At 47.0% G+C, this 23,184-nt stretch carries 16 protein-coding genes and 2 pseudogenes; 9 read left to right on the plus strand and 9 right to left on the minus strand.

What is annotated here, in order from left to right:
• The first annotated feature begins 96 nt into the window (after positions 1-96).
• Entirely contained in the window at positions 97-1,308 is a 1,212-nt protein-coding gene (locus HUN05_20450) for an IS256 family transposase (GenBank protein ID WDP87202.1), read from the plus strand.
• 282 nt (positions 1,309-1,590) lie between these two features.
• Here HUN05_20450 and HUN05_20455 read toward each other — a convergent pair whose 3' ends face one another.
• Positions 1,591-2,805, minus strand: coding sequence for an ISL3 family transposase (locus HUN05_20455; GenBank protein ID WDP87203.1), 1,215 nt, complete (start codon positions 2,803-2,805; stop codon positions 1,591-1,593).
• Between the two features lie 472 nt (positions 2,806-3,277).
• Between HUN05_20455 and HUN05_20460 the strand changes: the two genes are divergently transcribed.
• The 8 genes and pseudogenes from HUN05_20460 (at position 3,278) to HUN05_20495 (ending at position 14,345) form a co-directional block, all read left to right on the plus strand.
• Positions 3,278-4,531 (plus strand): U32 family peptidase, encoded by a 1,254-nt coding sequence (locus HUN05_20460; GenBank protein WDP87204.1) that lies wholly within the window; start codon positions 3,278-3,280, stop codon positions 4,529-4,531.
• 116 nt (positions 4,532-4,647) lie between these two features.
• Entirely contained in the window at positions 4,648-7,833 is a 3,186-nt protein-coding gene (locus tag HUN05_20465) for a chemotaxis protein CheW (GenBank protein WDP87205.1), read from the plus strand.
• A gap of 31 nt (positions 7,834-7,864) precedes the next feature.
• A pseudogene (locus tag HUN05_20470) lies at positions 7,865-8,315 on the plus strand (purine-binding chemotaxis protein CheW).
• A pseudogene (locus HUN05_20475) lies at positions 8,315-9,390 on the plus strand (chemotaxis response regulator protein-glutamate methylesterase). The pseudogenes HUN05_20470 and HUN05_20475 overlap by 1 nt, the downstream one beginning before the upstream one ends.
• A 28-nt stretch (positions 9,391-9,418) precedes the next feature.
• Complete coding sequence (locus HUN05_20480) at positions 9,419-10,261, plus strand: protein-glutamate O-methyltransferase CheR (protein WDP87206.1); 843 nt, start codon at positions 9,419-9,421, stop codon at positions 10,259-10,261.
• Between the two features lie 13 nt (positions 10,262-10,274).
• Complete coding sequence (locus HUN05_20485) at positions 10,275-11,945, plus strand: response regulator (GenBank protein WDP87207.1); 1,671 nt, start codon at positions 10,275-10,277, stop codon at positions 11,943-11,945.
• Positions 11,945-13,867, plus strand: coding sequence for a PBP1A family penicillin-binding protein (locus HUN05_20490; GenBank protein WDP87208.1), 1,923 nt, complete (start codon positions 11,945-11,947; stop codon positions 13,865-13,867). The genes HUN05_20485 and HUN05_20490 overlap by 1 nt, the downstream gene beginning before the upstream one ends.
• 22 nt (positions 13,868-13,889) lie before the next feature.
• Positions 13,890-14,345 (plus strand): N-acetyltransferase, encoded by a 456-nt coding sequence (locus HUN05_20495; protein WDP87209.1) that lies wholly within the window; start codon positions 13,890-13,892, stop codon positions 14,343-14,345.
• A 26-nt stretch (positions 14,346-14,371) separates the two neighbouring features.
• On the opposite strand, the gene HUN05_20500 is transcribed toward HUN05_20495, so the two are convergent.
• The 8 genes from HUN05_20500 to HUN05_20535 all read right to left on the minus strand — a co-directional run bounded on the left by HUN05_20500 (position 14,372) and on the right by HUN05_20535 (position 23,182).
• The gene (locus tag HUN05_20500) at positions 14,372-15,427 is read right to left on the minus strand and encodes a hypothetical protein (GenBank protein ID WDP87210.1); all 1,056 of its coding nucleotides are present in this window, start codon (positions 15,425-15,427) and stop codon (positions 14,372-14,374) included.
• 24 nt (positions 15,428-15,451) lie between these two features.
• Positions 15,452-16,627, minus strand: a complete 1,176-nt coding sequence (locus HUN05_20505; protein ID WDP87211.1) for a phosphoglycerate kinase — start codon at positions 16,625-16,627, stop codon at positions 15,452-15,454.
• Between the two features lie 91 nt (positions 16,628-16,718).
• Positions 16,719-16,991: a hypothetical protein gene (locus HUN05_20510; GenBank protein WDP87212.1), complete on the minus strand. Its 273-nt coding sequence runs from the start codon at positions 16,989-16,991 to the stop codon at positions 16,719-16,721.
• Positions 16,981-17,709, minus strand: a complete 729-nt coding sequence (radC, locus tag HUN05_20515) for a DNA repair protein RadC (protein WDP87213.1) — start codon at positions 17,707-17,709, stop codon at positions 16,981-16,983. Before radC ends, HUN05_20510 begins: the two co-directional genes overlap by 11 nt.
• A complete protein-coding gene (gyrA, locus tag HUN05_20520; GenBank protein WDP87214.1) occupies positions 17,684-20,209 on the minus strand; it encodes a DNA gyrase subunit A in 2,526 nt (841 codons plus the stop codon). Before gyrA ends, radC begins: the two co-directional genes overlap by 26 nt.
• Before the next feature lie 32 nt (positions 20,210-20,241).
• Positions 20,242-21,324 carry an AI-2E family transporter gene (locus HUN05_20525; protein ID WDP87215.1) on the minus strand — a complete coding sequence of 361 codons (1,083 nt, stop codon included), beginning with the start codon at positions 21,322-21,324 and terminating at the stop codon, positions 20,242-20,244.
• Positions 21,325-21,462: 138 nt separating this feature from the next.
• Positions 21,463-21,618, minus strand: a complete 156-nt coding sequence (locus HUN05_20530; GenBank protein ID WDP87216.1) for a hypothetical protein — start codon at positions 21,616-21,618, stop codon at positions 21,463-21,465.
• A gap of 277 nt (positions 21,619-21,895) precedes the next feature.
• Positions 21,896-23,182, minus strand: coding sequence for an acetyl-CoA C-acetyltransferase (locus HUN05_20535; GenBank protein WDP87217.1), 1,287 nt, complete (start codon positions 23,180-23,182; stop codon positions 21,896-21,898).
• Positions 23,183-23,184: the final 2 nt, after the last annotated feature.

The raw sequence follows: 23,184 nt of genomic DNA on the forward strand, positions 1-23,184 counted from the left end.
ACTTTATCCTAAATTTATAATAAAGCCCGAGGGCGTTCAAAATTCTGTGTCAGTTGAATCAAAGCTGATATACTCAGCTAAATAAGGAGAACTGACATGACCGAAGACAACACCGAATTTGATTTTCAAAAAGCTCTTAAAGGTATTCAGGAAGGTAAACCCTTCACAGGTAAGGGCGGCGTCCTTACATCATTAATCAAAAATCTTGCGGAAGCTGCTCTTGAAGGAGAGTTGGAGTCCCATCTCGGACAGGAAATTTCTGCCAACCGCCGTAATGGAAAAAGCAGAAAGACCATTAAGTCCCTGGATGGTAAATTTGAGCTAAAAACCCCGCGTGATCGGAACGGAACCTTCTCTCCACAGATCGTCAAAAAACATCAGACAACGCTCAGCGATGAAATTGAAAGAAAGATAATAGCCCTTTACGGCCTGGGCATGAGTTATAATGATATGGCTTCCCATTTACAGGAAATCTATGGACTTGAGATTTCAAATGCCACTCTGAGCACCATTACCGATAAAATCATCCATACCGTCAAAGAATGGCAGGCCAGGCCGTTGGAAAATGTGTACCCAATCATATGGCTTGATGCCATACATTATAAAGTACGAGAAAACGGAAAGGTCGCCAGCAAAGCCGTTTACACAATTCTTGGGGTGAATATCGAGGGCCGCAAAGAGGTTCTTGGGCTGTACATATCCGAGAATGAGGGTGCGAACTTCTGGCTGCAGGTGTTAACAGACCTTTCAAACCGAGGGGTAAAAGATATCCTGATTGCCTGTGTTGATGGTCTAAAAGGTTTTCCCGAGGCCATTGAGACCATATTCCCGGACACAGAAGTTCAACTCTGCGTAGTCCACCAGATCCGAAATTCATTGAAATACGTTGGTTCCAAAAATAAAAAGGAATTTATGGCAGATCTAAAACGTGTTTATAAAGCGGTCAATAAGGATCTGGCCGAAGAAGAACTGGATATCTTGGAAAATAAATGGAATGACAAATACCCGATTGTGATAAAATCCTGGCGGAACAACTGGGAACGCCTCAGTCATTTCTTTAAATATCCAGAAGAGATTCGACGGATAATATACACCACAAATACCATTGAGGCTGTGCATCGACAGTTTCGAAAACTGACCAAAACAAAGGGATCATTCCCGAACCAGGACAGCCTGTTAAAGCTGCTTTACATGGGGATCCAGAACGCCAGTAAAAAATGGACAATGCCGATTCAAAATTGGTCACTGACAATTTCCCAGTTGGCAATTTTCTTTGAAGGCCGGCTGGATAAAGAGCTGGGAATTTGATAGGGATTTATTTACAGATGGAAAAGATGGTTCCAGGAACTCCACTCCAGCAAAAGTCAACTCCTCCGACGTGGCTGATTGAAGGCCCATTCTCGGACCTGACTTTTACTTCCGCTGGCGCTGAGGCAGATCCGGGAACCGAAACCGTGACACAGAATTCTGAACATTCCCGAATAACCAGGCAAAATGCCAATAATAATTTCTGCTTAATGGATCTGTTTTTCATGTTGTGCTCCTAATTTAAAAAAATGATACGCTATAAATTATACACTATAATATGGTTCATCCGATTAATACGTACCTTTTATTGTGAAGGTCCAAAAGTTTCAACCTGAAAAACTCCGAATCCCTGTATCCATAAGCTTTCCGTTTCATGGTTTTTATCTTGTTATTTGTCCCTTCTAAAGGACCTGTAGATATCCTGTAATCATAGTATGAAAGGATTCTTTGCCTGTGCACAGCCAAGGTCTTGGCAAATTTCATCAACATTGGAATTTTGGAAATATTGGCCAGATTGATCCAATTGCTGACTATCTTTTCAGCTGTTTCTTTTTTCTTTTGATTCCATATTTGCCTGAGTTCCTCTTTCATGTAGTAGACTACCAATAGCGGCTGATTTATTTTCAATGCTTCTTCTAACCGTTGGGCCTCCTTCTTGTCATCACTGAGGTTTTCGGGATTTTTTAACAAAAGCCACCGGACTCCCTTCAGAAGTTTTTGTTGCCCGGTATTGGCAAGAAGGTTGTAGAGCTTTCGCCTGAAATCCGACAGTTTCTCATTGAACAATTTAACAACATGAAATCTGTCAAAGACAATTGCTGAACCAGAAAGATTTTCAATAACAGCACTCAAGTATGCCGGGGACATATCGATGCTGACGGCTTTGATTTTTGCTTTCGATATTTTCACTTTTGTCCAAAAAGATTTCAAAGCTTCACCACCTTTTCCTTCTCCCACGTGCAGAATTCTACCGGATTCCAGATCCATCACGATGGTCAAGTATTTATGCCCTTTCCCTATGGAAATTTCATCTATGGCAATCTGCCGGACTTTCTCAAGGGGGATATTTCGATAACGCCTCAGCAGGTCTTCTTTCTGGATCTGCTTTATCGTATCCCAGCTGATCCTTAAATGGATGGCAATATCTTTGATTGTCATGAACTGAGACAACTCCAAGACATACCGTTCAAAAGCCCGGGTATAGCTTTTCCCCTCCTGGGCAAAGGATAGTTTGATTTGCCGGACAAATTGACAGAACGAACACCAAATTCTCTGGATAGCCGTCCTGAGAATCACGGGTTTTGAACCTACCGGTATTGTTCTGAGATCTCTTGTCACAATCCCTTTCCTGGTGACGGACCTGGAATTACATTCCGGGCATTTTACCGCCTCCGGTTTTGGTATGAGTTCAAAAGTGATTATTCCACCGATGAAACGCGTTGTTTTATAAAAGTAGTCACGAAGGCCAAAGGCATGGTATATGAAGCTTGTGGACATTAATTCATTCTCCGATTTTGTGCGAATAACACAAAAAAATTAGAACATGATCATGTTCACACCATCATTTCAAGCATAAAAATCCTTACTGTGTTATTGCCTTCCCAGTGATGTTTCTCAGTCCAGGTACGCGATTTTCTGATGAACCTATAATATTTAGGGAGGGGTGACTTATCCGCTGAACAGCAGAACGCCTTCCAGAGATGGTTGAATTAGAAAATTTAACCTATAAAATTAAGGGGACGTTCAGCAGCCGGGACCCAAGTCAATTCCCGGCAAGAATTGTACAGACATCGTAATCTTTTTTTCAAGGCGAATATCAATCCTGGGCCATTTGGCCATTGAGTATTGTAAAAATACAAAAGACGCCCGTGCCAGGGGCAGACAGGCAAAAAATATTCCCCAGTAGATTTGGCCATGCTGACGTTGCATTCATTTTTTCTTTGGTATATATAAGCCCCGAACCTAACCAATGGAAGGATATCTGCCCAGAGTGAATTTTAAAAACCTCAAAAGACCGGAACTGCTTGCGCCTGCGGGCAACTTTGAAAAACTGGAAATTGCTGTCCACTATGGTGCAGATGCCGTTTACCTGGCCGGCAAAGAGTTCAGCCTTAGAAATTTTTCAGGTAATTTCACAGACCAGGAACTGATGGATAGTGTATCCTTTGCCAGAAGCCGCAAGGTCAAAGTCTATCTGGCCTGCAATATATATTCCCGGAACCATGAACAGGAAAAGATCAAGGATTACCTTAAAAAAATCAGCCGGGTAGATCCAGATGCCATTATCATTTCAGATCCCGGAATTGTGATGCTGGCAAAAAAAATTATCCCCCACATTGATATTCACCTGAGCACCCAGGCCAATACCACCAATTACAACACCGCCCTGTTCTGGCAGGACTTAGGTGTCAAGCGGGTCAACCTGGCCCGGGAACTTTCCCTGGAAGAAATCAAGCAAGTGGTTGACCGCTGTGAAATTGAAACTGAAACCTTTATCCACGGAGCCATGTGTGTATCTTACTCGGGCAGATGTCTTTTAAGTACGATTTTAAGCAAACGGGACAGCAATCGGGGACTTTGCAGCCATCCTTGCCGGTGGAAATACTCTGTTGTCGAAGAAAAAAGGCCCAATGATTTTCACCCCTTGATGGAGGATGAGAGAGGGTCTTATATTTTCAACTCCAAGGATATGTGCATGATTGATCATATCCCGGAACTTGTGGCGTCCAAGATCACCTCCCTTAAAATAGAGGGCCGGATGAAGGGAATCAACTACCTGGGATCGGTTGTAAAAACATATCGCAATGCCATTGACGCATATCTCGCAGACCCGGAAAATTATCAGGTCCTGCCCGAGTGGCGATCCTCGCTATATCAGGTATACCACCGGGAGTATTGCACGGGCTTTTACTTTTCCCACCCGGATGATTCCGGCACAATAGATATGAACAGGAACAATGTCCACCAGGGAAAAATTCACAGTTTTATCGGAAAAATTCTTAAATGTTATGACAACAATCAATACCTGGTTGAAATCAGGAACAAACTCAGTGCCGACGATCTGGTCGAAGTCCTCAGTCCCCAAGGCAGGGCACAGAAATTAAAGCTAATATCTCTCGCAGATCATAATCATGAACCCATTGAAATCGCCCAGCCAAACACCCGGGCAATTTTAAAAATAAATCAGACGAGTCAAATCAACGATATTATACGTAAAATATAGGTGGGGACTGTTTTTTACCCCTATCTTTAGTTTGACTTTCTATATTCTTTTCTGTAAATAATTTCATTATCGGTATAGTTTTATCATCTCTTAGACAACCTTTCAGGAGAGTTAATATGTTTGAAGACGACGAAACCCTACAAATGTACATTGAGGAATCACTGGACCATCTTGCAAATATAGAAAGTGATCTCCTAACCATTGAAGAGGGTGGGGAAAACATCGATCTGGATCTGGTAAATAATGTTTTCAGGGCAGCCCATTCTGTAAAGGGGGGAGCCGGGTTCATGGGTCTTACGACCATCAAGGACCTTGCCCACCACCTTGAGAATGTCCTAGGTCTTATCAGAAACAATGAACTGACACCGGATTCCATGAGAATCAGCGTTCTGCTAAAGGGATTTGACAAGTTAGAAACGCTGTTGAACAATATTGAAACCAGCAATGATATAGATATTTCAGAACATGTCACCGCTCTGGAAAACATAACCAAATTCTCTCTGCCCGAAGACAAGCAGGACATGGTTTCAGAGATGGTGGATGTTCAGCTTCGGGACGGCAGGGTCTTTCAGCAGGTCTCTTTGTATGAGATTGAACAAAATAAAGCCGAAGGGAAAAACCTCTTTCTTGTAGAATATGACCTGATCAACGATATCCAGCGAAAAGAAAAAAATCCCATTGAAGTATTAAACAACCTCCAAAAAACCGGCACCATTATAGATTCAAGGATTGATTTTGAATCCGTGGGCACCCTGGAAAAAACTGCAGGTCCCAGCAGAATCCCTTTTCAGGTTCTGTTTGCCTCCATTATCGAACAGGATATGGCAGAAACCCTTTTTGATATCTCCAGCCAGTATATTCATGCGGTCAGCGACCCGATGGTGGTGCCTTCAGCAGGAGGAGAGATAAATATTCAGTCCGCCATGGCCCCGGTTGAAACCATGGCAGCCCCCCAGCCTGTAGCACCGGTTGCGGCGCCAACAGCGGAATCCGTCCAGAACAAAACGGTGGCCGCTACCAAACCAGCCCCTAAAACAGTTCAAAAACAACCTGCGGTAACGGCCAAATCCCAGGACAAAGATATGAACCTGGGCAGCAAGCCCCAGACCTCTTTAAGGGTGAATGTCGGCCTTTTGGATACTTTGATGAACCTTGCCGGAGAACTTGTTCTCAGCCGGAATCAGCTTCTCCAGGGAATAAATTCCTCAAACGCTAAGGCAACGGAACTTTCAAGCCAGCGCATTGATATGATCACATCCGAACTCCAGGAAGCCATCATGCGGACAAGGATGCAGCCCATTGCCAATATTTTAAATAAATTTACCCGGGTGGTCAGGGATCTGTCCCAGCAGCTGGGCAAATCCATTGACCTGGAAATCGAGGGAAAGGATGTGGAACTGGATAAAACCATTCTGGAATCCATTAATGATCCCTTGACCCACCTGGTCAGGAACTCTGTGGACCATGGAATTGAAACCCCCATGGAAAGAGAGCAGATGGGCAAGGAAGGTACCGGAACCATAACCTTAAAAGCATTCCACGATGCCGGCCAAGTGAATATTGTCATCTCAGACGACGGCCGGGGTCTTGAACCCCAGAAAATTGCAAATTCAGCCGTTGAAAAAGGCTTGATCTCGGATGCCCAGATCGCTGAAATGTCTGACAAGCAAAAAATGGAACTGATTTTCCTGCCCGGTTTTTCAACGGCCAAAGAAGTTACGGACGTGTCCGGCCGAGGGGTGGGCATGGATGTGGTGGTCACCAATATTGAAAGCCTTGGCGGCATCATCGAACTGGATTCCACTCCGGGTCAGGGAACCGATATCCAGATCAAACTGCCCCTAACCCTGGCAATCATCCCCAGCCAGATCACTTCAGTGGGTAATGAACGCTATGCCCTGCCCCAGGTCAACCTTAACGAACTGCTCAGGATCCCGGCAGGACAGATCAAGGATAAAATAGAGAAAGTCGGGGATGCCGCGGTTGTCAGGCTCAGGGGCGAACTGCTTCCCCTGCTGAACCTCTCTGAAATGCTCGGCATAGAAAAAACCTATACCGATCCCAAAGATCTGACAGAACAGCCGGACAGAAGGGAAAACCTTGCCGACAGAAGATCCAAAACCCATTTAACGGGTCAGGAGACCTCTGCAGACAGCCAGGATGCAAGCGTGGTGGAACGGGAGGGTCCCGACCGCAGGTACCATGCCGCCTCTGCCATGAATATTGCCGTGGTCTCTGCCGGTGCCTTTAAATACGGTTTGGTGGTAGACCAGCTCCATGACTCAGAAGAAATTGTTGTCAAACCCGTAGGCCGGCACTTGAAAAAATGTTCTGCCTATGCCGGCGCCACCATCATGGGAGACGGTAAAGTGGCCCTGATCTTAGATATTTCCAACCTTGCTCAGATGGCTGAGCTTTCATCGATTGCCGAAGCCGGGCAGCAGGCAGCCAAAGCCAAAGAAGAAGCAGATGCCAAGGCAGACAAAATGGCCCTGCTCACCTTTAAGAACGGGGAAGCCGAACATTTTGCAACGCCCCTGAGCATTGTCGAAAGAATCGAACGGATCAAGACCTCGTCCATCGAACAGATCGGCGACAGAAAAGTGGTTCAATACCGAGGCGGATCCCTGCCGCTCTATGAATTAAGCCAGGTGGCAGACTTGGAAGAACTCCCGGTCAAAGATCAGCAGGAGGTCATTGTATTTAAGGTCAAGGAAAAAGAACTCGGCCTCATGGTGACTCCGCCGGTGGATGCGCTGGAGGTCCAGCTCAACATTGATACCAGTACCCTGAAACAGACCGCCATCAGCGGGTCCATGATCATCAACGACCATACCACCCTTTTGGTGGATATATTTGAACTGGTCAAAACCATGAATCCCGAATGGTTTTCAGAAGAGGCCAAGGTTGCGGCAGGAATGGCTGAGGAGGGAGAAAAAATTCTCTTGTTTGCCGAAGATTCCGCCTTTTTCAGGAACCAGGTTAAAAGCTTTATGGAAGAAGACGGATTCAAGTTCATTGAAGCAGAAGACGGGCTGATTGCCTGGGAACTGCTCAAAGAGCGGGTGGATGAAATCGACCTTGTGGTCACGGACCTTGAAATGCCGAATATGGACGGATTTGAACTCACCAAACGGATTAAAAATGATCCCAAATATTCCCATTTGGGCGTCATTGCTCTGACCTCATTGGCCAGCGAGGCCCATATCGAAAAAGGTAAAGCCGTGGGTATTGACGAATATGAGATCAAACTGGACCGGGAAAAACTCATGGCCGTTGTCAGAAGATACCTCAGTCTTTAATCGCCTGATGGACTTGCGCAAAGGAGATAAAATGAACGAAGACACCATTGAAAACACCTCGACTGATCTTGAATTTTCAACCTTCTATGTGGGGGGCGCCTTGTGCGGGATTAATATCCTTAATATTCAGGAAATCAACAAGCATTTTGAATTCACCAAAGTTCCCCAGGCATCTGAATATATCAAGGGGATACTGAATTTAAGGGGACGTATTGTCACCATTATCGATCTGGGTAAAAAGCTTGGGTTAGATTCTGTCAATAACGGCAAGGACAACAGGAACATCATTGTAAACTCAGAAGACGAACATATCGGTCTTCTGGTAGATTCAATCTCTGATGTGGTATTGACCCAGAAAGAAAAAATTGAACCGGCCCCTTCCAATATCGGGGGGGGTCAAAGGAAAATTTTTCCAAGGGGTGTTAAAAACAGAGAACCAACTGATTGGCATACTTGATATTGATGAGGTACTCAAAGAATAATGGAATCCATTAAAGCTGTGGTTGTGGATGATACGATCGTTTACCGGAAAATAGTTGGCGATGTATTAAAGGAGATGCCCGGAATAGAAGTGGTGGGAACGGCCAATAACGGCAAAATTGCCTTATCCAAAATCAAAACCCTGAAACCGGATTTGATCACCCTGGACATTGAAATGCCCGAAGTCAGCGGCATAGAAGTGCTTCAGGAACTTCGGAGCATGGAGAATCCCCCCATCATAGTCATGCTCTCCACCCTGACCCAGCAGGGCAGTGAAATGACCATCAAAGCCTTGGAACTTGGTTCCTTTGATTTTGTGCCCAAGCCTGAAGATGGTAAGATGGCCGAAAATATGCTCAAGGTCAAACAAGCCTTAGAGCCCATTGTCAAACAGATTAAGCTCAGAAAAAGGGGCGGAAAAGCACTTGGGACCAGCAAGCCTGCCCCTGTAAGACCTGCCCCTAAAAAGGCGGTCCCGGCCTGGGCTGCCCCCCCAAAAAAACGGGGATCATTGGAATCGGTATCTCAACCGGGGGGCCCAACGCTTTGACAAAAATGATTCCCATGCTGCCGGCAACCTTAACGGCCCCGGTTCTCATTGTCCAGCACATGCCGCCTATGTTTACGGCATCCCTGGCCAACAGCCTCAACAAAAAGGCTGCCCTTGAAATCAAAGAGGCTGAGGATGGTGATATTATCCAGGCAGGACGGGTATTGATCGCCCCCGGCGGAAAACAGATGAAAATAGTGGCCGGTGCTGACGGCCTCACCCGAAAGATAAAAATCACGGACGACCCACCGGAAAATTCCTGCAAACCGTCTGTTGATTACCTGTTCAGATCCATAGCCCAGCCTTATGTCGGCAGGGCAACCGGTGTGATCATGACCGGGATGGGGTCAGACGGATCAAAAGGGCTTGTTCAGATGAAGAAAAACGGCAGCACCGTCATCGCCCAGGACGAGGCCAGTTGTACGGTATTTGGCATGCCCAAAGAGCCGATTGAATCAGGACTTGCCGATATCATCGCACCATTGGACAAGATAGCGGACGAAATAGTAAAAACCGTGGTACTCTAACATCAGACCAACAGCCATACACTAAATTATGACAAAAATCACCGTAACTCCCGAAGAGTTCAAAACATTTGCCAAGTATATTCTGGACATATCAGGTATTGCCCTGGATGTGGGAAAGGAATACCTTTTGGAAACCAGGCTCAATGCCCTTCTTGGCCAATATGGATGCAACTCGTATTCGGAGTTGCTCAACAAGGCAAAGCTGGATTTCAAAAAAGAAATTGAAAATAATATCATTGATGCCATTTCCACTAATGAAACCTATTTTTTCAGGGATAAATCCCCGTTTCAACTGCTTCAACACAAAATTTTCCCGGACCTCATCGATAAACGGTCTGCAAAAAGCATAGGCAAACCCACCCTCCGCCTTTGGAGTGCTGCCAATTCAACGGGTCAGGAGATTTACAGCATTGCCATGACTCTCCTGGAAATGGGGGTATCCCCCAAGGATTACAACATTAAGCTGTTTGGCACAGATATCTCAGATGCAGCCATTGCCCAGGCCAGTTACGGAAGCTATAATAAATTTGAAGTGGCCAGAGGTTTAGACCCATCCCGACTCAACAAATATTTTGTCCCCCAGGAGGACCGCTACAAAATAAAAGATGAGCTCAGGGCCATGGCCCAGTTTAAAAAAATGAACCTCATGAAACCTTTTGTGGGGATCGGCAAGTTTGATATTGTGCTGTGCCGAAACGTCATGATCTATTTTACCAGTGAAGACCGACGTAAAATCTATGCCAATATTGCCAAGGTGCTGGAGCCTGACGGGTATCTGCTCATTGGCTCCACAGAATCCTTGGTCAATGATACTGACTTGTTTGCCTCCAATAAATATTTAAATTCTGTATTTTATCAATTTAAAACCTGAAAAGGTCATTACCATGGGTACGATCAACGAAAATGAATTTATTGAGGAACTGATTTTCTGCCTTAATGAGGAGGACGTTGTTAAGGCCAAAGCCCTTCTCCAGTTTGCCTCTGATACCAATATCAATGCCGATATTCAAAAAAAAGCCCTTGCAGAGCTTGGCAGGGGCCAAGCCACTCTGGTCTTTCCCCTTCTTGAATTCTTGACAAAACTTGAAATCAAAAATGTGGAGGTTCAAGAGGGTCTGTACGACCTGATTCTTGACAAGGCTTACGGGAATACAGATCGGGTCATCGAGTATATTGGCCAAAATGAAAAACCGACCCGGATGCAATTCATAAAGGCGGCCGGAGATCTTTATCTCAAGGAAACCGCCCCGACCCTGGCCCGTGTGATCCAAACGGAACAGGATCCGGATATCATCATGCGGGCAGTCATATCACTCGGCGTACTCCGTTCAGAAGAAAACGTTGACGTCTTTTCTTCCCTGACCGCTCACCCTGATCTGTCCGTGCGCAAGGCAGCCATTTTTGCCATTGCCGAAAACAATACGCCCAAGGCTGTGGATACGCTTTTAACCTTTTTGGGAGAAAATGAAGACACCAATAAACTTGCGGTTGAAGCCCTGGCTGATATGCAGGACCTTTATGCCCTTGAAAAAATGACCACCCTGCTCAGGTCTTCCATCACCATTGTCAGGGATACGGCCATAGATCAGCTCATGAAGCTTGGAAACAAGGCAACCCCGTTGCTCACCCGGGCCTTTAAAAATGCAGAGTCAGATTACCTGATCCATTTGATTACCACCCTGGGGTATATCAGGGATCCAGCCGCAATCTCACCGATTTTAGATATTATCAACACCCAGCCCAAGGATGCCAATATCAGGCAGGCAGCCTATGAGGCCATGGAAAGAATCCCCTCTCCCAAAACGGCCATCTGCCTTGCCCAGGGACTCCAGGATCCCGTTGAATCCGTAAGGATGAGCGCGGCCCGTGCCATTGATAAAAATTTATCAAAACCCCTGGTGGCAGGACTAAAAAATATTATCAGACAAGGCTCGGATCAATCCCTGATGACGGTTGCAGCCCTTATTGACACAGAGGCCGGCAATATTTTTAACTTTCTTGTGGAAGAAGAATCCTTTCAAACCCTGGCTCAAAAACACATTATTGAAGCTGCAACCCCTGCCACCCGAAACACCTTTTTAAAACAGATGGCCGGCATTGGCCAGAAAGAATTTGCCAACAAAATCCTTGAACAATCCCCTGAAAAACCCAAAACCGACAGCACCCTAAAAATCATTGTGGTGGATGACTCCAAAATGATGCTTAAATTATATCAAAACAAATTGTCAGCCCTGGGGTTTGATTCCCAGACCTTTAACCGGCCTGAAGATGCCATTCCCGAAATTCTTTCACAAGGGGCCAATCTGGTGATCACGGATTTAAACATGCCCAATATCAGCGGCCTAGAACTCACCTGTGAAGTCAGAAAAAAATTTAACCGTAAAGATCTGCCCATCCTCATGATCACGACCCAAAGCGATTTTGTAGAAGAAAAATCCGGGGATGTTGATGTAAATGATGCCCTGTTAAAAAAATCAGGCATCAATCAGGTATTGCACAAACCATTTTCTGATGATGACTTTAAAAAAGCCATTTTAAAATTTCTGACCCCCTAATGGTTTTATCCCGAAAAAAGATGTATGGGGGGATTATTTTTATCGGCCTGATGGCCGGCCTGATGGCCGGTGCATTCTACGGGCTCATATATGACCTGCCCGAAATTAATCACTTAAAACAATTTAAACCCTCGGCGGTTACCTCGGTTTACTCTTCGGACAAAAAGGTAATCACCCGGTTTTATTTGGAAAAAAGATTCCCCATTTCCATTGATATGATACCGGATCATCTCAAGCAGGCCCTGATTGTCACCGAGGATCGGGCCTTTTTCAAACATTCCGGTGTTAATCTCAAGGCCATTGCCAGGGCTGTATTTCACGACATCAAGGCCGGCAGCTTTAAACAGGGGGCATCAACCCTGACCCAGCAGCTGGCCAAAACCCTGTTTTTGTCACCTGAAAAATCCATTCTCCGGAAAATCAGAGAAGCCATCCTGGCCATCCAGATCGAACGCAGGTACACCAAAAACGAAATCCTTGAACTCTATTTCAACCTGGTCTACCTTGGATCAGGGGCTTACGGGGTTGAGGCGGCATCCAGAACCTATTTTGATAGCTCTGCCGCAGGACTCACCCTTGGGCAGGCCGCCTTGATCGCCGGACTGCCCAAGGCACCGAGTGTTTATTCTCCTCTGAACAATCCAGACCGGGCAAGACAGCGACGCTCTATTGTCCTTAAACAACTTCTGGATACCGGTAAAATCACTGCCAAGGCCTTTGACCTGGCAAATGCAGAACCCGTCACAGTCCAGTCGTCGGGAGAACTTGCACCGCCGGCACCTTTTTTTGTCTCCTATCTGAAAAATATTTTGGGCAAAACCCCCAGCTTAACCTATACCAACGGCCTTGCCATTCATACCACCTTGAATTTAAGGCTCCAAACCATTGCTGAACATTCCCTTGTTCACCACCTAAAGCAGCTTGAGCTGCGGATGGAAAAAAATAAAATCCAATCCCCAGACCCCGAAGCCGCCTTGATTGCATTGGATATCCACACCGGTGCCATCCTGAGCATGGTCGGTGGAAAAAATTTTAATAAAAACAAATTTAACCGAGCGGTCCAGGCCATGCGCCAGCCCGGATCTGCTTTTAAACCCCTGGTCTATGCCGCAGCCGTTGAAAAAGGGTATGAACAAAATGACATCCTCACAGATGCGCCGCTCACCTATACCCTGCCTCATTCCAAAACATGGACGGTTAAAAATTTTTCAAGATCCTTTAGCGGCGATATGACCCTTAGAAAGGCCCTGGCCTTGTCCAAAAATACCCCTGTGGTCAGGCTCATGGAAAAAATCGGCCCCCAAACTGTCATTGATTTTGCCCGAAAAGCCGGTATTACGGCCCGGTTGAATCCATATCCTTCTTTGGCTCTGGGAACAGCGGAGGTAAGTCTCATCGATTTAACTTCCGCCTATACCCCCTTTCCCAACCACGGGGTCCGGGCCCTTCCATTTGCCATTGAAAAAATCGTTGACCCGGACGGCCAAATTCTTTTTACCCACACAATCAAAAAAACTGCGGTTACAGACCGGGTCTCGGCTGCCATCATGACCGACATGCTCAAGGGGGTTGTTTATGAAGGCACAGGGAAAAAAGCCAGCCATATCAAAAAAGAAATCGGCGGGAAAACCGGTACCACAGATCAGTATAAAGATGCATTGTTTATCGGGTTCAGCCCGGACATTGCCTGCGGTGTCTGGGTGGGAAACGACAATGCCACCACACTTGGGCCCTATGAAACAGGGGCAAAGGCCGCCCTTCCCATCTGGATTGACTATATGCAAGCCTTTCTCAAAGACAAGCCCTATCAATATTTTGATATACCCGACCAAACCAAAATGATATATATCCACCCGGATTCGGGAACCCGATTCTCCCAAAAAGCCCCCGGCACGACCCAGGCCATGGTGAGAAGCAAATAAAGAATGTCCAACGAGGAAACACATGATAAGAAAAGCTCTGCTGGATGATGTCAGCCAGATCCATTCCCTGCTTCAGTTTTATAGTAAACAAGGAGATCTTTTGGCCCGGCCCCTAAGCCAGCTATACGATCATATCAGAGATTTTTGGGTGTATGAAGATCCTGAGACCCAAAAGGTTGTGGGCTGCTGCGCCCTGCAATTCTGCTGGGAGACCCTTGCTGAAATCCGTTCCCTTGCCGTTGATCAGGCTTTTACCCATAAAACTATCGGCAGTTCGCTTGTGGAACGCACCATCCAGGAAGCCTTTTATTTTAAAATCAAAGAATTGTTTACCCTGACCTACCGCCCAGAATTCTTTGACCGGTTTGGATTTTCCCAAATTGACAAGGCAGCGCTTCCGGTAAAGGTCTGGTCCGATTGTATCGGCTGTGTCTCCTACCCTGACTGCGATGAAATTGCCATGCTCAAAAAATTTTAAAACCGGCTGGCCAGCTCTTTTGTTTTTCAGGCGTAAATCATTTTATAGGGAATAGGGGGATATTTGATTACGGCCGGTTTGGGAAGGATATGCTCCTGGGCCACGGTCAGCCAGTTGGTATCAAAGTTAAGCTCCCTGAGACGACCGCCCTCAGAGGGCAGCGCATGGCTGGTATAGTCATAACGCACATTGAGAATGCAGACATAAAATTTCCCCTGCCGTGCCACCACATAATTTTTGGTAAAACTATTTCTTGGGATACCGCCAAGTTCAGCCAGTTTGTTTACCTGGTCCGGCCTGAGTTTAACCAGCAGGGATTTAGAAACCCCCTTTTCATCAATCCTGAGCAGGTTCCTGGATTCACTGGAAGAGACATAAATGGTGGTAATCCCGCCAAACTGCCTGAAATACTGGGCCGCCACAATGGCTGCGGTCCGCCGGCCCCCGGACATCACAGGCACCCCGTAATATTCAAACAATTTTTTTTGCATGTTTTCTGCGTATTTATCCCCTTTTTCATAGAGATCCTTGGAAATATAACGCAGGGATTTGGCCAGATCTTCCGAGGCATCGGCAATGGGCCAGTCCACCCTGACATGAAAATGGGTCAGGGCGTATTGAACCTTGGTTCTCTGATTTCTCTGGATGAGCAGGGCATAATCCACAGGCAGCAGGGAGCGGAGCAGGGAAAAGAATTCTCCGGTCTCAAAATACTTTAAATTCCGATTGTAATTTTCAACATCCGGAAAATATTTATGGCGGAGAAGATTGGTCTTGGTGGTTTTATTGGCATCAAAATATCGGATATACTTTTTATGCTTTTTGTCGATAAAATCTTCTGAAAATATGATCAAAAAAGAATTCTGGGCATCAAACTCCACCGAGGGAATTCTCGCCCTGGGTTTGAGTTCCCGGAGTTCCACAAAGGGATAAGGGGTTCTGATCCTTAAAAAATTATTATAGGATCCTACCAGGGAATACCCAATGACAAACTGATCAAGTTCATCTCTCAACACCTGGTAATATGACCGTCTCAACCGGTCTTCCCTGCTCAGACACTCTCTTGATGTACAAAATTTCACGATCTTATCCCTTTTTGATAAAAATTATTCCAGGGCAACCACCCCGGGCAATTTTCTGCCTTCCATCATGTGCAAAAAGGCCCCGCCGCCTGTGGAAATATAACTGACCTTGTCTGCAATTTTGCATTGCTTGGCGGCAAGCCCGGTATCGCCCCCACCCACAATGGAAAAAGCGGCGGCATCTGCGATGGCGTCGGCTATGGCCTGTGTGCCTTTGGCAAATTGATCTATTTCAAAAACCCCCATGGGACCGTTCCAGACAATGGTGCCGGCATCTTTAACAGCATTGGCAAATTTTTCGGCTGTGTCAGGACCGATATCCAATGCCATCCAATTTTCCGGAATATCATTTAACCCCACAATCTTTGTATCGGCTTTGGGGTCAAACCGATCGGCCACCAGAAGGTCGGTCGGCAAAAGCAGGTTTATCTTTTTTTGGTCTGCTTTTTCAAGAATATCCTGGGCTGTCCCCAGCAACTCTTTTTCGATCATGGATCCTTTTGTATCCACACCCTGGGCCGCTAAAAAGGTGTTGGCCATGGCACCGCCGATAATCAGGCTGTCCACAAAGTTGAGCATATTTTCCAGCGCTGCAAGTTTGCTTGACACTTTCGCACCGCCAATAACGGCTGTCAGAGGACGTTTAGGAGTTTCAACGGAATCGTAATATGATCGTACCTCTTTTTCAAGCAAAAAACCGGCCCCGGACTGTTTTACAAACTTGGGCACCCCTGTAACTGATGCCTGATCCCTGTGGGATACAGCAAAGGCGTTGTTCACATAGACATCGGAAAAAGAGGCCAAATCCCGTGCAAACTCAGGATCATTTTTCTTTTCCCCGTCGTAAAATCTTAAATTCTCCAGCATGAGAATCTCAGACGAGTGAAGATCTGCCACCCGCGCTCGAACCTCAGGCCCGATACAATCGTGAACAAATTGAACCTGGGTGTTTAAAAGTTCAGATAACCGCCTTGCCGCAGGAAGCAGGCTGTAGGCGTCATCCTTCGTCCCATTGGGCCGCCCCAAATGGGAGGCCAGAATCAGCTTTGCCTTTTTATCCATCAGGTATCGGATCAGATCCAGGGTCGCCTGAATCCGGTTGTCGTCTGTTATATGATTATTTTCATCCATGGGAACATTATAATCCACCCGGATAAACACCCGTTTATTTTCAACGTCAAGATCTCTTACAGATTTCATTTTTAACTCCTTACGGCATGGCGCGGGTTTAATCTGTTTCTTTTACTCTTTGCCCTTCTGTGCAGACAAGCCTTTTGACCTGTACCCAGGTTCATTCTTTGATTTTTTGGCTGCGGCGGTGGGCCTGTTTTTTTCGGGACCAGCGTTCAAAAAAAGTCATGGCACCGGCTTTGGTGGACCGCTCAATGATCTCCTCTTCAACCTGAACCCCGCCCTTGGTGCCCATGGCCTGCTGAAGACACCGAGTCTTTACCGGGCAATGGAAAAAACAGTCTTCAGGGGTTTGACGAAGGCCATTGGCCCCCATGGGAAATACTTTTTCCAAATTGCCGAAACAATCGGGAAGATCTTCTTTATCGCTCATTTAGCTGATTAAACTCCTGTGTATACTTTGCCATTAATCCATGGCCTGCAAAACTAAAATGCCCCTCACTTCCTGTGATCAGATGGTCGTGAACCGTTATGCCCACAAATAGCAAGGCAATGCACAGGGTCCTTGTAATGCCAAGGTCCTGTTTTGAAGGCTCAACATCGCCTGAAGGATGGTTGTGGGCAAAAATGACAGAAGCGGCCCTGTGATACAGCGCCCTTGTGATCACTTCCCAGGGATAGACAGCAGAGGCCGTAAGAGATCCTGTAAACAGGATCTCAGATCCAATCACCCGATTTTTGGCATCCAGAAAAATCCCGACAAAATGCTCTTTGACCTTATATCCGATCATCTGGTTTAAATAGGCCAGAAGGCTGTCAGGATCTTTGACCACATCCCGGTTTAACATCCGGGTTTCAAGATACCGGTCTGCCACGGCTTTGATCAGATGAATGCCAAAACTATTGGCCGGCCCCACCCCGCTCACCTGGCAGAGTTCAGGCGTTGAGGCCTCCAATACCCGGGGAAGGGTTTCAAAGGTTTTCATCAAAGCTTTGGCGACCTCTTTGGTATCCTTTCTCGGGGTATTTAAGGAGAGAAGCAATTCCAGGACTTCATAGTCTTGGAACCCGGAAAGACCGGCAACAAGGAATCTTTCCCTGAGCCGTTTCCGGTGGCCAGCCCCCTTATGCCTTAGATTCTCCGTCCCCATCTGCCTCAGGTCCTGAATCAGGAGAATCACTCTCCTGGCTTAAAGGTTCATCCCCCTCATCTGAGTCAGATTCCGAGGTTTCTTCTTCGGGAAGCCTTGCAATGCCGATCAGAGTTTCTTTCTTGGCCAGATTAATAAGTCTGACCCCCTGGGTATTTCTGGAAATAACATTGATGCCGTCAATGGCTGTCCGGATGAGTTTTCCCTTGTCCGTGACCATCATGAGTTCATCATTGTCGCCCACCAGGGCCATGGATACCATCTTACCGTTCCGTTTTGAGGTCTTAATGGAAAAGACCCCTTTGCCCCCGCGGGTCTGGGTTCTGTACTCTTCAACCAGGGAACGCTTGCCATAGCCGTTTTCGGTCACCGTGAGCAGGGTCTCTTCATCTCCCAATACTTCCATGCCGACCACACGGGACTCTTTATCAATCCTCATCCCTCTGACCCCCATGGAGCCCCGGGCCGTGGCCCTGACATCAGCCTCATGGAAACGGATGACCTTGCCCCCTTCAGAGCCCAGGAACACATTCATATCCCCGTCTGTGATCCGGGCACAAATAAGCTCATCCCCCTCGGCCAGTTTCACACCGATAAGGCCGCCGGACCGTCTCCGGGAGTACGCCATGAGATATGTTTTCTTGACCCGCCCTTTTTTGGTGGCCATGACCACGTACCGGTTTTCGGTAAATTCATCCACGGTGAGCACAGTGGCCAGTTTTTCACCCTCGTCAAAATTCAGAAGATTGACAATGGCCTTGCCCAAAGACGATCTCCCGGCCATGGGCAGTTCATATACCTTGGACTGGTAGACCTTGCCGAAATTGGTAATAAACAAAAAGGTCGAATGGGTGGACGCCACAAAAAGGTGCTCTACAAAATCATCAGACTTTGTGCCCATGGCGGTCTTTCCCTTGCCCCCCCGGTGTTGGCTTGCATAGAGGGTGATGGGATTACGCTTGATATAACCGCTCCGTGTCACGGTGACCACCATATCTTCCTGGGCAATAAGATCTTCAATGGAAATTTCCGCAGTGCTTTCCACAATCCGTGTCCTGCGGGGATCACCAAACTCTTCATCCAGCTCGTTGAGTTCGTCCTTGATCAGGCCCCGGACCACGGTCTCACTGCCCAGGATCTCATTGAACCAGGCAATGTCTTTTAACAATGCTGCATACTCGGTTTCAATTTTCTCCCGTTCAAGTCCTGTGAGACGCTGAAGCCTCATGTCCAGAATGGCCTGGGCCTGGATGGGGCTTAAGCTGAATGTCTTGATCAAACCGTTTTTGGCCTCTTCAGGCGATTGGGAGGCCCGGATCAGGGCCACCACCTCGTCAAGATTGTCCAGGGCGATTTTCAACCCCTCAAGGATATGAGCCCGCTCTTCTGCACGGCGAAGGTCATACCGGGTCCTTCTGACAATGACGTTCATCCTGTGGACGATAAAATGGTTGAGGATCTCTTTAAGGCTGAGCAGTTCAGGCCGGTTGTTGACCACGGCCAAAAGAATAATCCCAAAGCTGGTCTGCATATAGGTATGCTTGTACAATCGGTTGATCACCACTTCGGCAATCTGATCCCGTTTAAGGCCCACGGCAATCCGCATCCCGTCTCGGTCGGATTCATCCCGTACAAACGAGGCCCCGGTAATCACCTTGTCGCGCATAAGCTCGGCAATTTTTTCGACCACACGGGCCTTGTTCACCTGGTAGGGCAATTCCGTGACCACAATGGTTTTCTGGCCGTTTTTATTGTTTTCCTCCACCTCCATCTTTGCCCTGAGGGTGATAATTCCGCGGCCGCCGTCATAGGCTTCAAATATCCCTTTGGTCCCATAGATATGGCCGTAAGTTGGGAAATCAGGTCCGGGGATATATTCCATCAAGTCCCGGGTTTCCATATCCGGATTATCAATCAGCGCCTTTAACCCCTCAATCACCTCGTTGATGTTGTGGGGAGGAATATTGGTGGTCATGCCCACGGCAATCCCGGAAGATCCGTTGACTAAAAGAGCCGGAAATTTGGTGGGAAGCACCGAGGGCTCGTCCATGGTCTCATCGTAATTGGGGATGAAATCAACAGTCTCTTTTTCAAGGTCGGCCAGCATCTGGTGGGAGAGCTTGCGCATACGGATTTCCGTATAACGCATGGCAGCCGGGTTATCCCCGTCCACAGATCCAAAGTTGCCCTGGCCGTCCACCAGGGTGTAGCGCAGGGAAAAATCCTGGGCCATACGGACAATGGTATCATAAACGGCCGAGTCACCGTGGGGGTGATATTTACCAATCACGTCACCCACAATGCGGGCAGATTTTTTATAGGACTTGTTCCAGTCATTGCGCAATTGCTGCATGGCATATAATACGCGCCTGTGCACCGGTTTCAACCCGTCCCGGACATCGGGCAGAGCCCGTCCGATAATGACACTCATAGCATACTCGAGATAGGATTGTTTCATCTCTTTCTCGATACTGGTGACGTTGCTTTCGTTCTGAATCATCCTAGATTCCTACTCCCAATTAAAGTTACTGCCTACCCTTTGCCAGGTTCCACCATGGACTGAAAACTTGAAAAATAAATATCAGCAAGGGTTAAAAACAAAGTGGCAATCAAAGGCCCGTAAATTATGCCTAAAATCCCATAAACCTTTAAGCCGCCGATAATGGAAAAAAAAACAATGAGCGGATGCATGGCCACCCTGTCTCCCACCACTTTCGGTTTAAAAAAGTACTCAACACCCCAGGACAAAATCCCGTAAAACGCAAGGATAAAAAGCCCCAGGATAATATTGCTTTTTAATAAAAAAAATCCAGCCAAGGGCACCAGGACCACACCGATGCCCACAATGGGCAAAAAGGCGAGAAATCCCATAATCACCCCCCATAAAAACGGAGAATTCAGCCCGACAAACCAAAAGAGCAGCCCTCCTGCACATCCCTGGATGAGCCCGCCAAGTCCGTTTCCAACAAGGACAGCACCTGCCATCTCGTTGAATTTCTCATATAACTCCTTGTCATGCTCATCCTTAAGGGGAGACAGATCATAAAGATACTCGATAAATCGTTCTCCGTCCACGAGCATATAAAAGACCACAAGAAGCATGAGAAAAAAGTAAAACACCAGGTTCAGCAAATTCGATGTCACAAACCTGGCCTGTTGAAACAAAGAAAACCCAACCGTCTTACCCAGTTCCGAAACCGGTGCAATCAGTTCGTTCCACGAGACAACGGTTTCTATCCCAGCCCCTGCAAGCAGTTCATTGAGCCGGTCCAGGGCCTTGGTGTTTTCAAGCAGATCAATCAAATGGTTTGAAAACACAGCATCCTTGGCCATGTTATACAAGCCCAATGCCTCTTTTGACAATATGCCAACGAAAAAGACCACCGGTATAAAGACCAGAAAAAAAATGGCCATGCAGGTTAGAACAGAGGCCATTCTGGATGAGACACGGTTTGACATCCATTTGAAAAATGGTTTGAAAATTCCTGTGATCACCACCCCTAAAATAATGCTGGCGAAAAAAGGGGAGATCAGTTTTCCCACAAGGAAAATAGAGATACAGAACAGGGCCAGAAAAAAAAAGAACACGGCACGCTGAAATATATTCGGCTCCAAAAAATCACCATTCGATTAGCTGCGTAATACAGAAAAAAGGCCTTTGAAAAAACCAGGCTTTACAAACCAGGTAAAGCCGCAGCATGCAAAAACAAACGGCACGGCTACGGCTTTACAAAATTAGAAGGGGATCGGGTGTTAACTGCTGATAATCCCCAGGGCAGCCAGTACAAGCATGATCTCAAAGATGATGACCTGGGTCCAGCTTCCAAAAAAGTGGTAAACAATGCCGCCCCCGACAATGGCAGGCACAGCCGTGTAGATCAGTATACCGAGTTTACGGGGAATATCCATAATAAAAACACCTCTTTAGTCAAAATTTAGTTTATTCATTTACATGGTAATCACTTGGCCAAGTATTACCATTTTAGCGGTTTCAAGTAAAGCGAAAACTAAGGACCGCAGATGAAATAAGCTGAACAGAAATAGCGCAGAATTTTGGGTTATCTACAAGGCGCATTAAAGATTTAATAGCAGGCCTATTTGGCCTTTGATCTAACGCGGCAGATGGACCAAAAGGCAAGTTATTTCGTTCAAGTTATAAAATTTGTGGTCCTAAAGGCCTTATCCCCTATCGCTCTATGACCATGGCCATACCCATTCCACCGCCGATACACATGGATATCAGGCCTGTATTATAGTCTTTTCTTTTCATGTGATGAACGGCGGTGACCATCTGTCTTGCGCCGGTGCAGCCGATGGGGTGTCCAATGGAAATCCCGGATCCCAATTCATTGGGTCTTTCCACATCAATATCAAGCTCTCGCATGCACCCGATGGCCTGGGCGGCAAAGGCTTCGTTCAACTCAATCATATCAATATCCGCCATGGTCATGCCTGTGGATTTCAATACCTTTTTCACGGCAGGAACAGGACCTAATCCCATATAGGCCGGATCCAGACCGCCTGCGGCAAACCCCTTGACTCGGGCCAGTGTTTCAAGGCCCAGTTCATCAGCTCTTTTTGCGGACATCATCAAAACCGCGGCTGCCGCATCATTGATCCCAGACGCATTGCCTGCGGTCACACTCCCGTCTTTTCTAAAGGCAGGCCTCAGTTTCCCCAGTTTTTCCATGCTGGTTTCCATGGGCCGCTCATCCTTGTCCACGATGATATCCCCCTTTCTGGATGAAATGGTCACCGGAACAATTTCCCCAGCAAAGGTGCCGTCATGAACAGCGCCATAGGCCCTGGTATGGCTCAGCAGGGCAAGCTGGTCCTGTTCTTCTCTGGTAATCCCGTATTTTTCAACAATATTTTCAGCGGTCTGACCCATGTGATACCCGTAAAAAATCTCATACAGTCCGTCATAGACCATAAGATCGTGGACAGGGCCCTGGCCCGTCAGTTCCATCCGATGCCCCCACCTGGCTTTGAGCAAGGCCATGGGCGCGTTGCTCATGCTCTCCTGGCCGCCGGCAATAATAGCATCTGCCTGGCCGGTCATGATGGCCTGGGCACCCAAGACAATGGCCTTAAGACCCGAACCGCAGATCTTGTTGATGGTAAATGCCGGTGTCTGGCGGGAAATGCCTGAACTGATCATGGCCTGGCGGGCGGTATTCTGTCCCTGGCCTGCCTGTAACACATTTCCCATGATCACTTCGTCCAGAAACACCGGGGCTAAATCGTCCTGATAATCATATCCTTTTTTCTCCAGGTCAATCATGCCCTGGTCTTTCAGGGTTTCAGGGGAAAACTCAGCCTGGAACGGATCCTGTCCGGGTTTAAGCCCCACCCGCTTGAGCACCTCTTTCATCACACAGGTGCCAAGTTCCACCACAGGAACGTTTTTCAAAGAACCGCCAAAAGATCCCACCGGTGTTCTGACTCCACTGACAATGACCACGTCTTGCATGC

This window comes from Desulfobacter sp. (genome assembly GCA_028768545.1).
Lineage (GTDB): Bacteria > Desulfobacterota > Desulfobacteria > Desulfobacterales > Desulfobacteraceae > Desulfobacter.

Bases quoted from the DNA above. Each gene is read 5' to 3' on its own strand.
- HUN05_20450 (WDP87202.1), top strand. From the start codon at position 97: ATGACCGAAGACAACACCGAATTTGATTTTCAAAAAGCTCTTAAAGGT.
- HUN05_20455 (WDP87203.1), bottom strand. From the start codon at position 2,805: ATGTCCACAAGCTTCATATACCATGCCTTTGGCCTTCGTGACTACTTT.
- HUN05_20460 (WDP87204.1), top strand. From the start codon at position 3,278: ATGGAAGGATATCTGCCCAGAGTGAATTTTAAAAACCTCAAAAGACCG.
- HUN05_20465 (WDP87205.1), top strand. From the start codon at position 4,648: ATGTTTGAAGACGACGAAACCCTACAAATGTACATTGAGGAATCACTG.
- HUN05_20480 (WDP87206.1), top strand. From the start codon at position 9,419: ATGACAAAAATCACCGTAACTCCCGAAGAGTTCAAAACATTTGCCAAG.
- HUN05_20485 (WDP87207.1), top strand. From the start codon at position 10,275: ATGGGTACGATCAACGAAAATGAATTTATTGAGGAACTGATTTTCTGC.
- HUN05_20490 (WDP87208.1), top strand. From the start codon at position 11,945: ATGGTTTTATCCCGAAAAAAGATGTATGGGGGGATTATTTTTATCGGC.
- HUN05_20495 (WDP87209.1), top strand. From the start codon at position 13,890: ATGATAAGAAAAGCTCTGCTGGATGATGTCAGCCAGATCCATTCCCTG.
- HUN05_20505 (WDP87211.1), bottom strand. From the start codon at position 16,627: ATGAAATCTGTAAGAGATCTTGACGTTGAAAATAAACGGGTGTTTATC.
- HUN05_20510 (WDP87212.1), bottom strand. From the start codon at position 16,991: ATGAGCGATAAAGAAGATCTTCCCGATTGTTTCGGCAATTTGGAAAAA.
- radC (WDP87213.1), bottom strand. From the start codon at position 17,709: ATGGGGACGGAGAATCTAAGGCATAAGGGGGCTGGCCACCGGAAACGG.
- gyrA (WDP87214.1), bottom strand. From the start codon at position 20,209: ATGATTCAGAACGAAAGCAACGTCACCAGTATCGAGAAAGAGATGAAA.
- HUN05_20530 (WDP87216.1), bottom strand. From the start codon at position 21,618: ATGGATATTCCCCGTAAACTCGGTATACTGATCTACACGGCTGTGCCT.
- HUN05_20535 (WDP87217.1), bottom strand. From the start codon at position 23,182: ATGCAAGACGTGGTCATTGTCAGTGGAGTCAGAACACCGGTGGGATCT.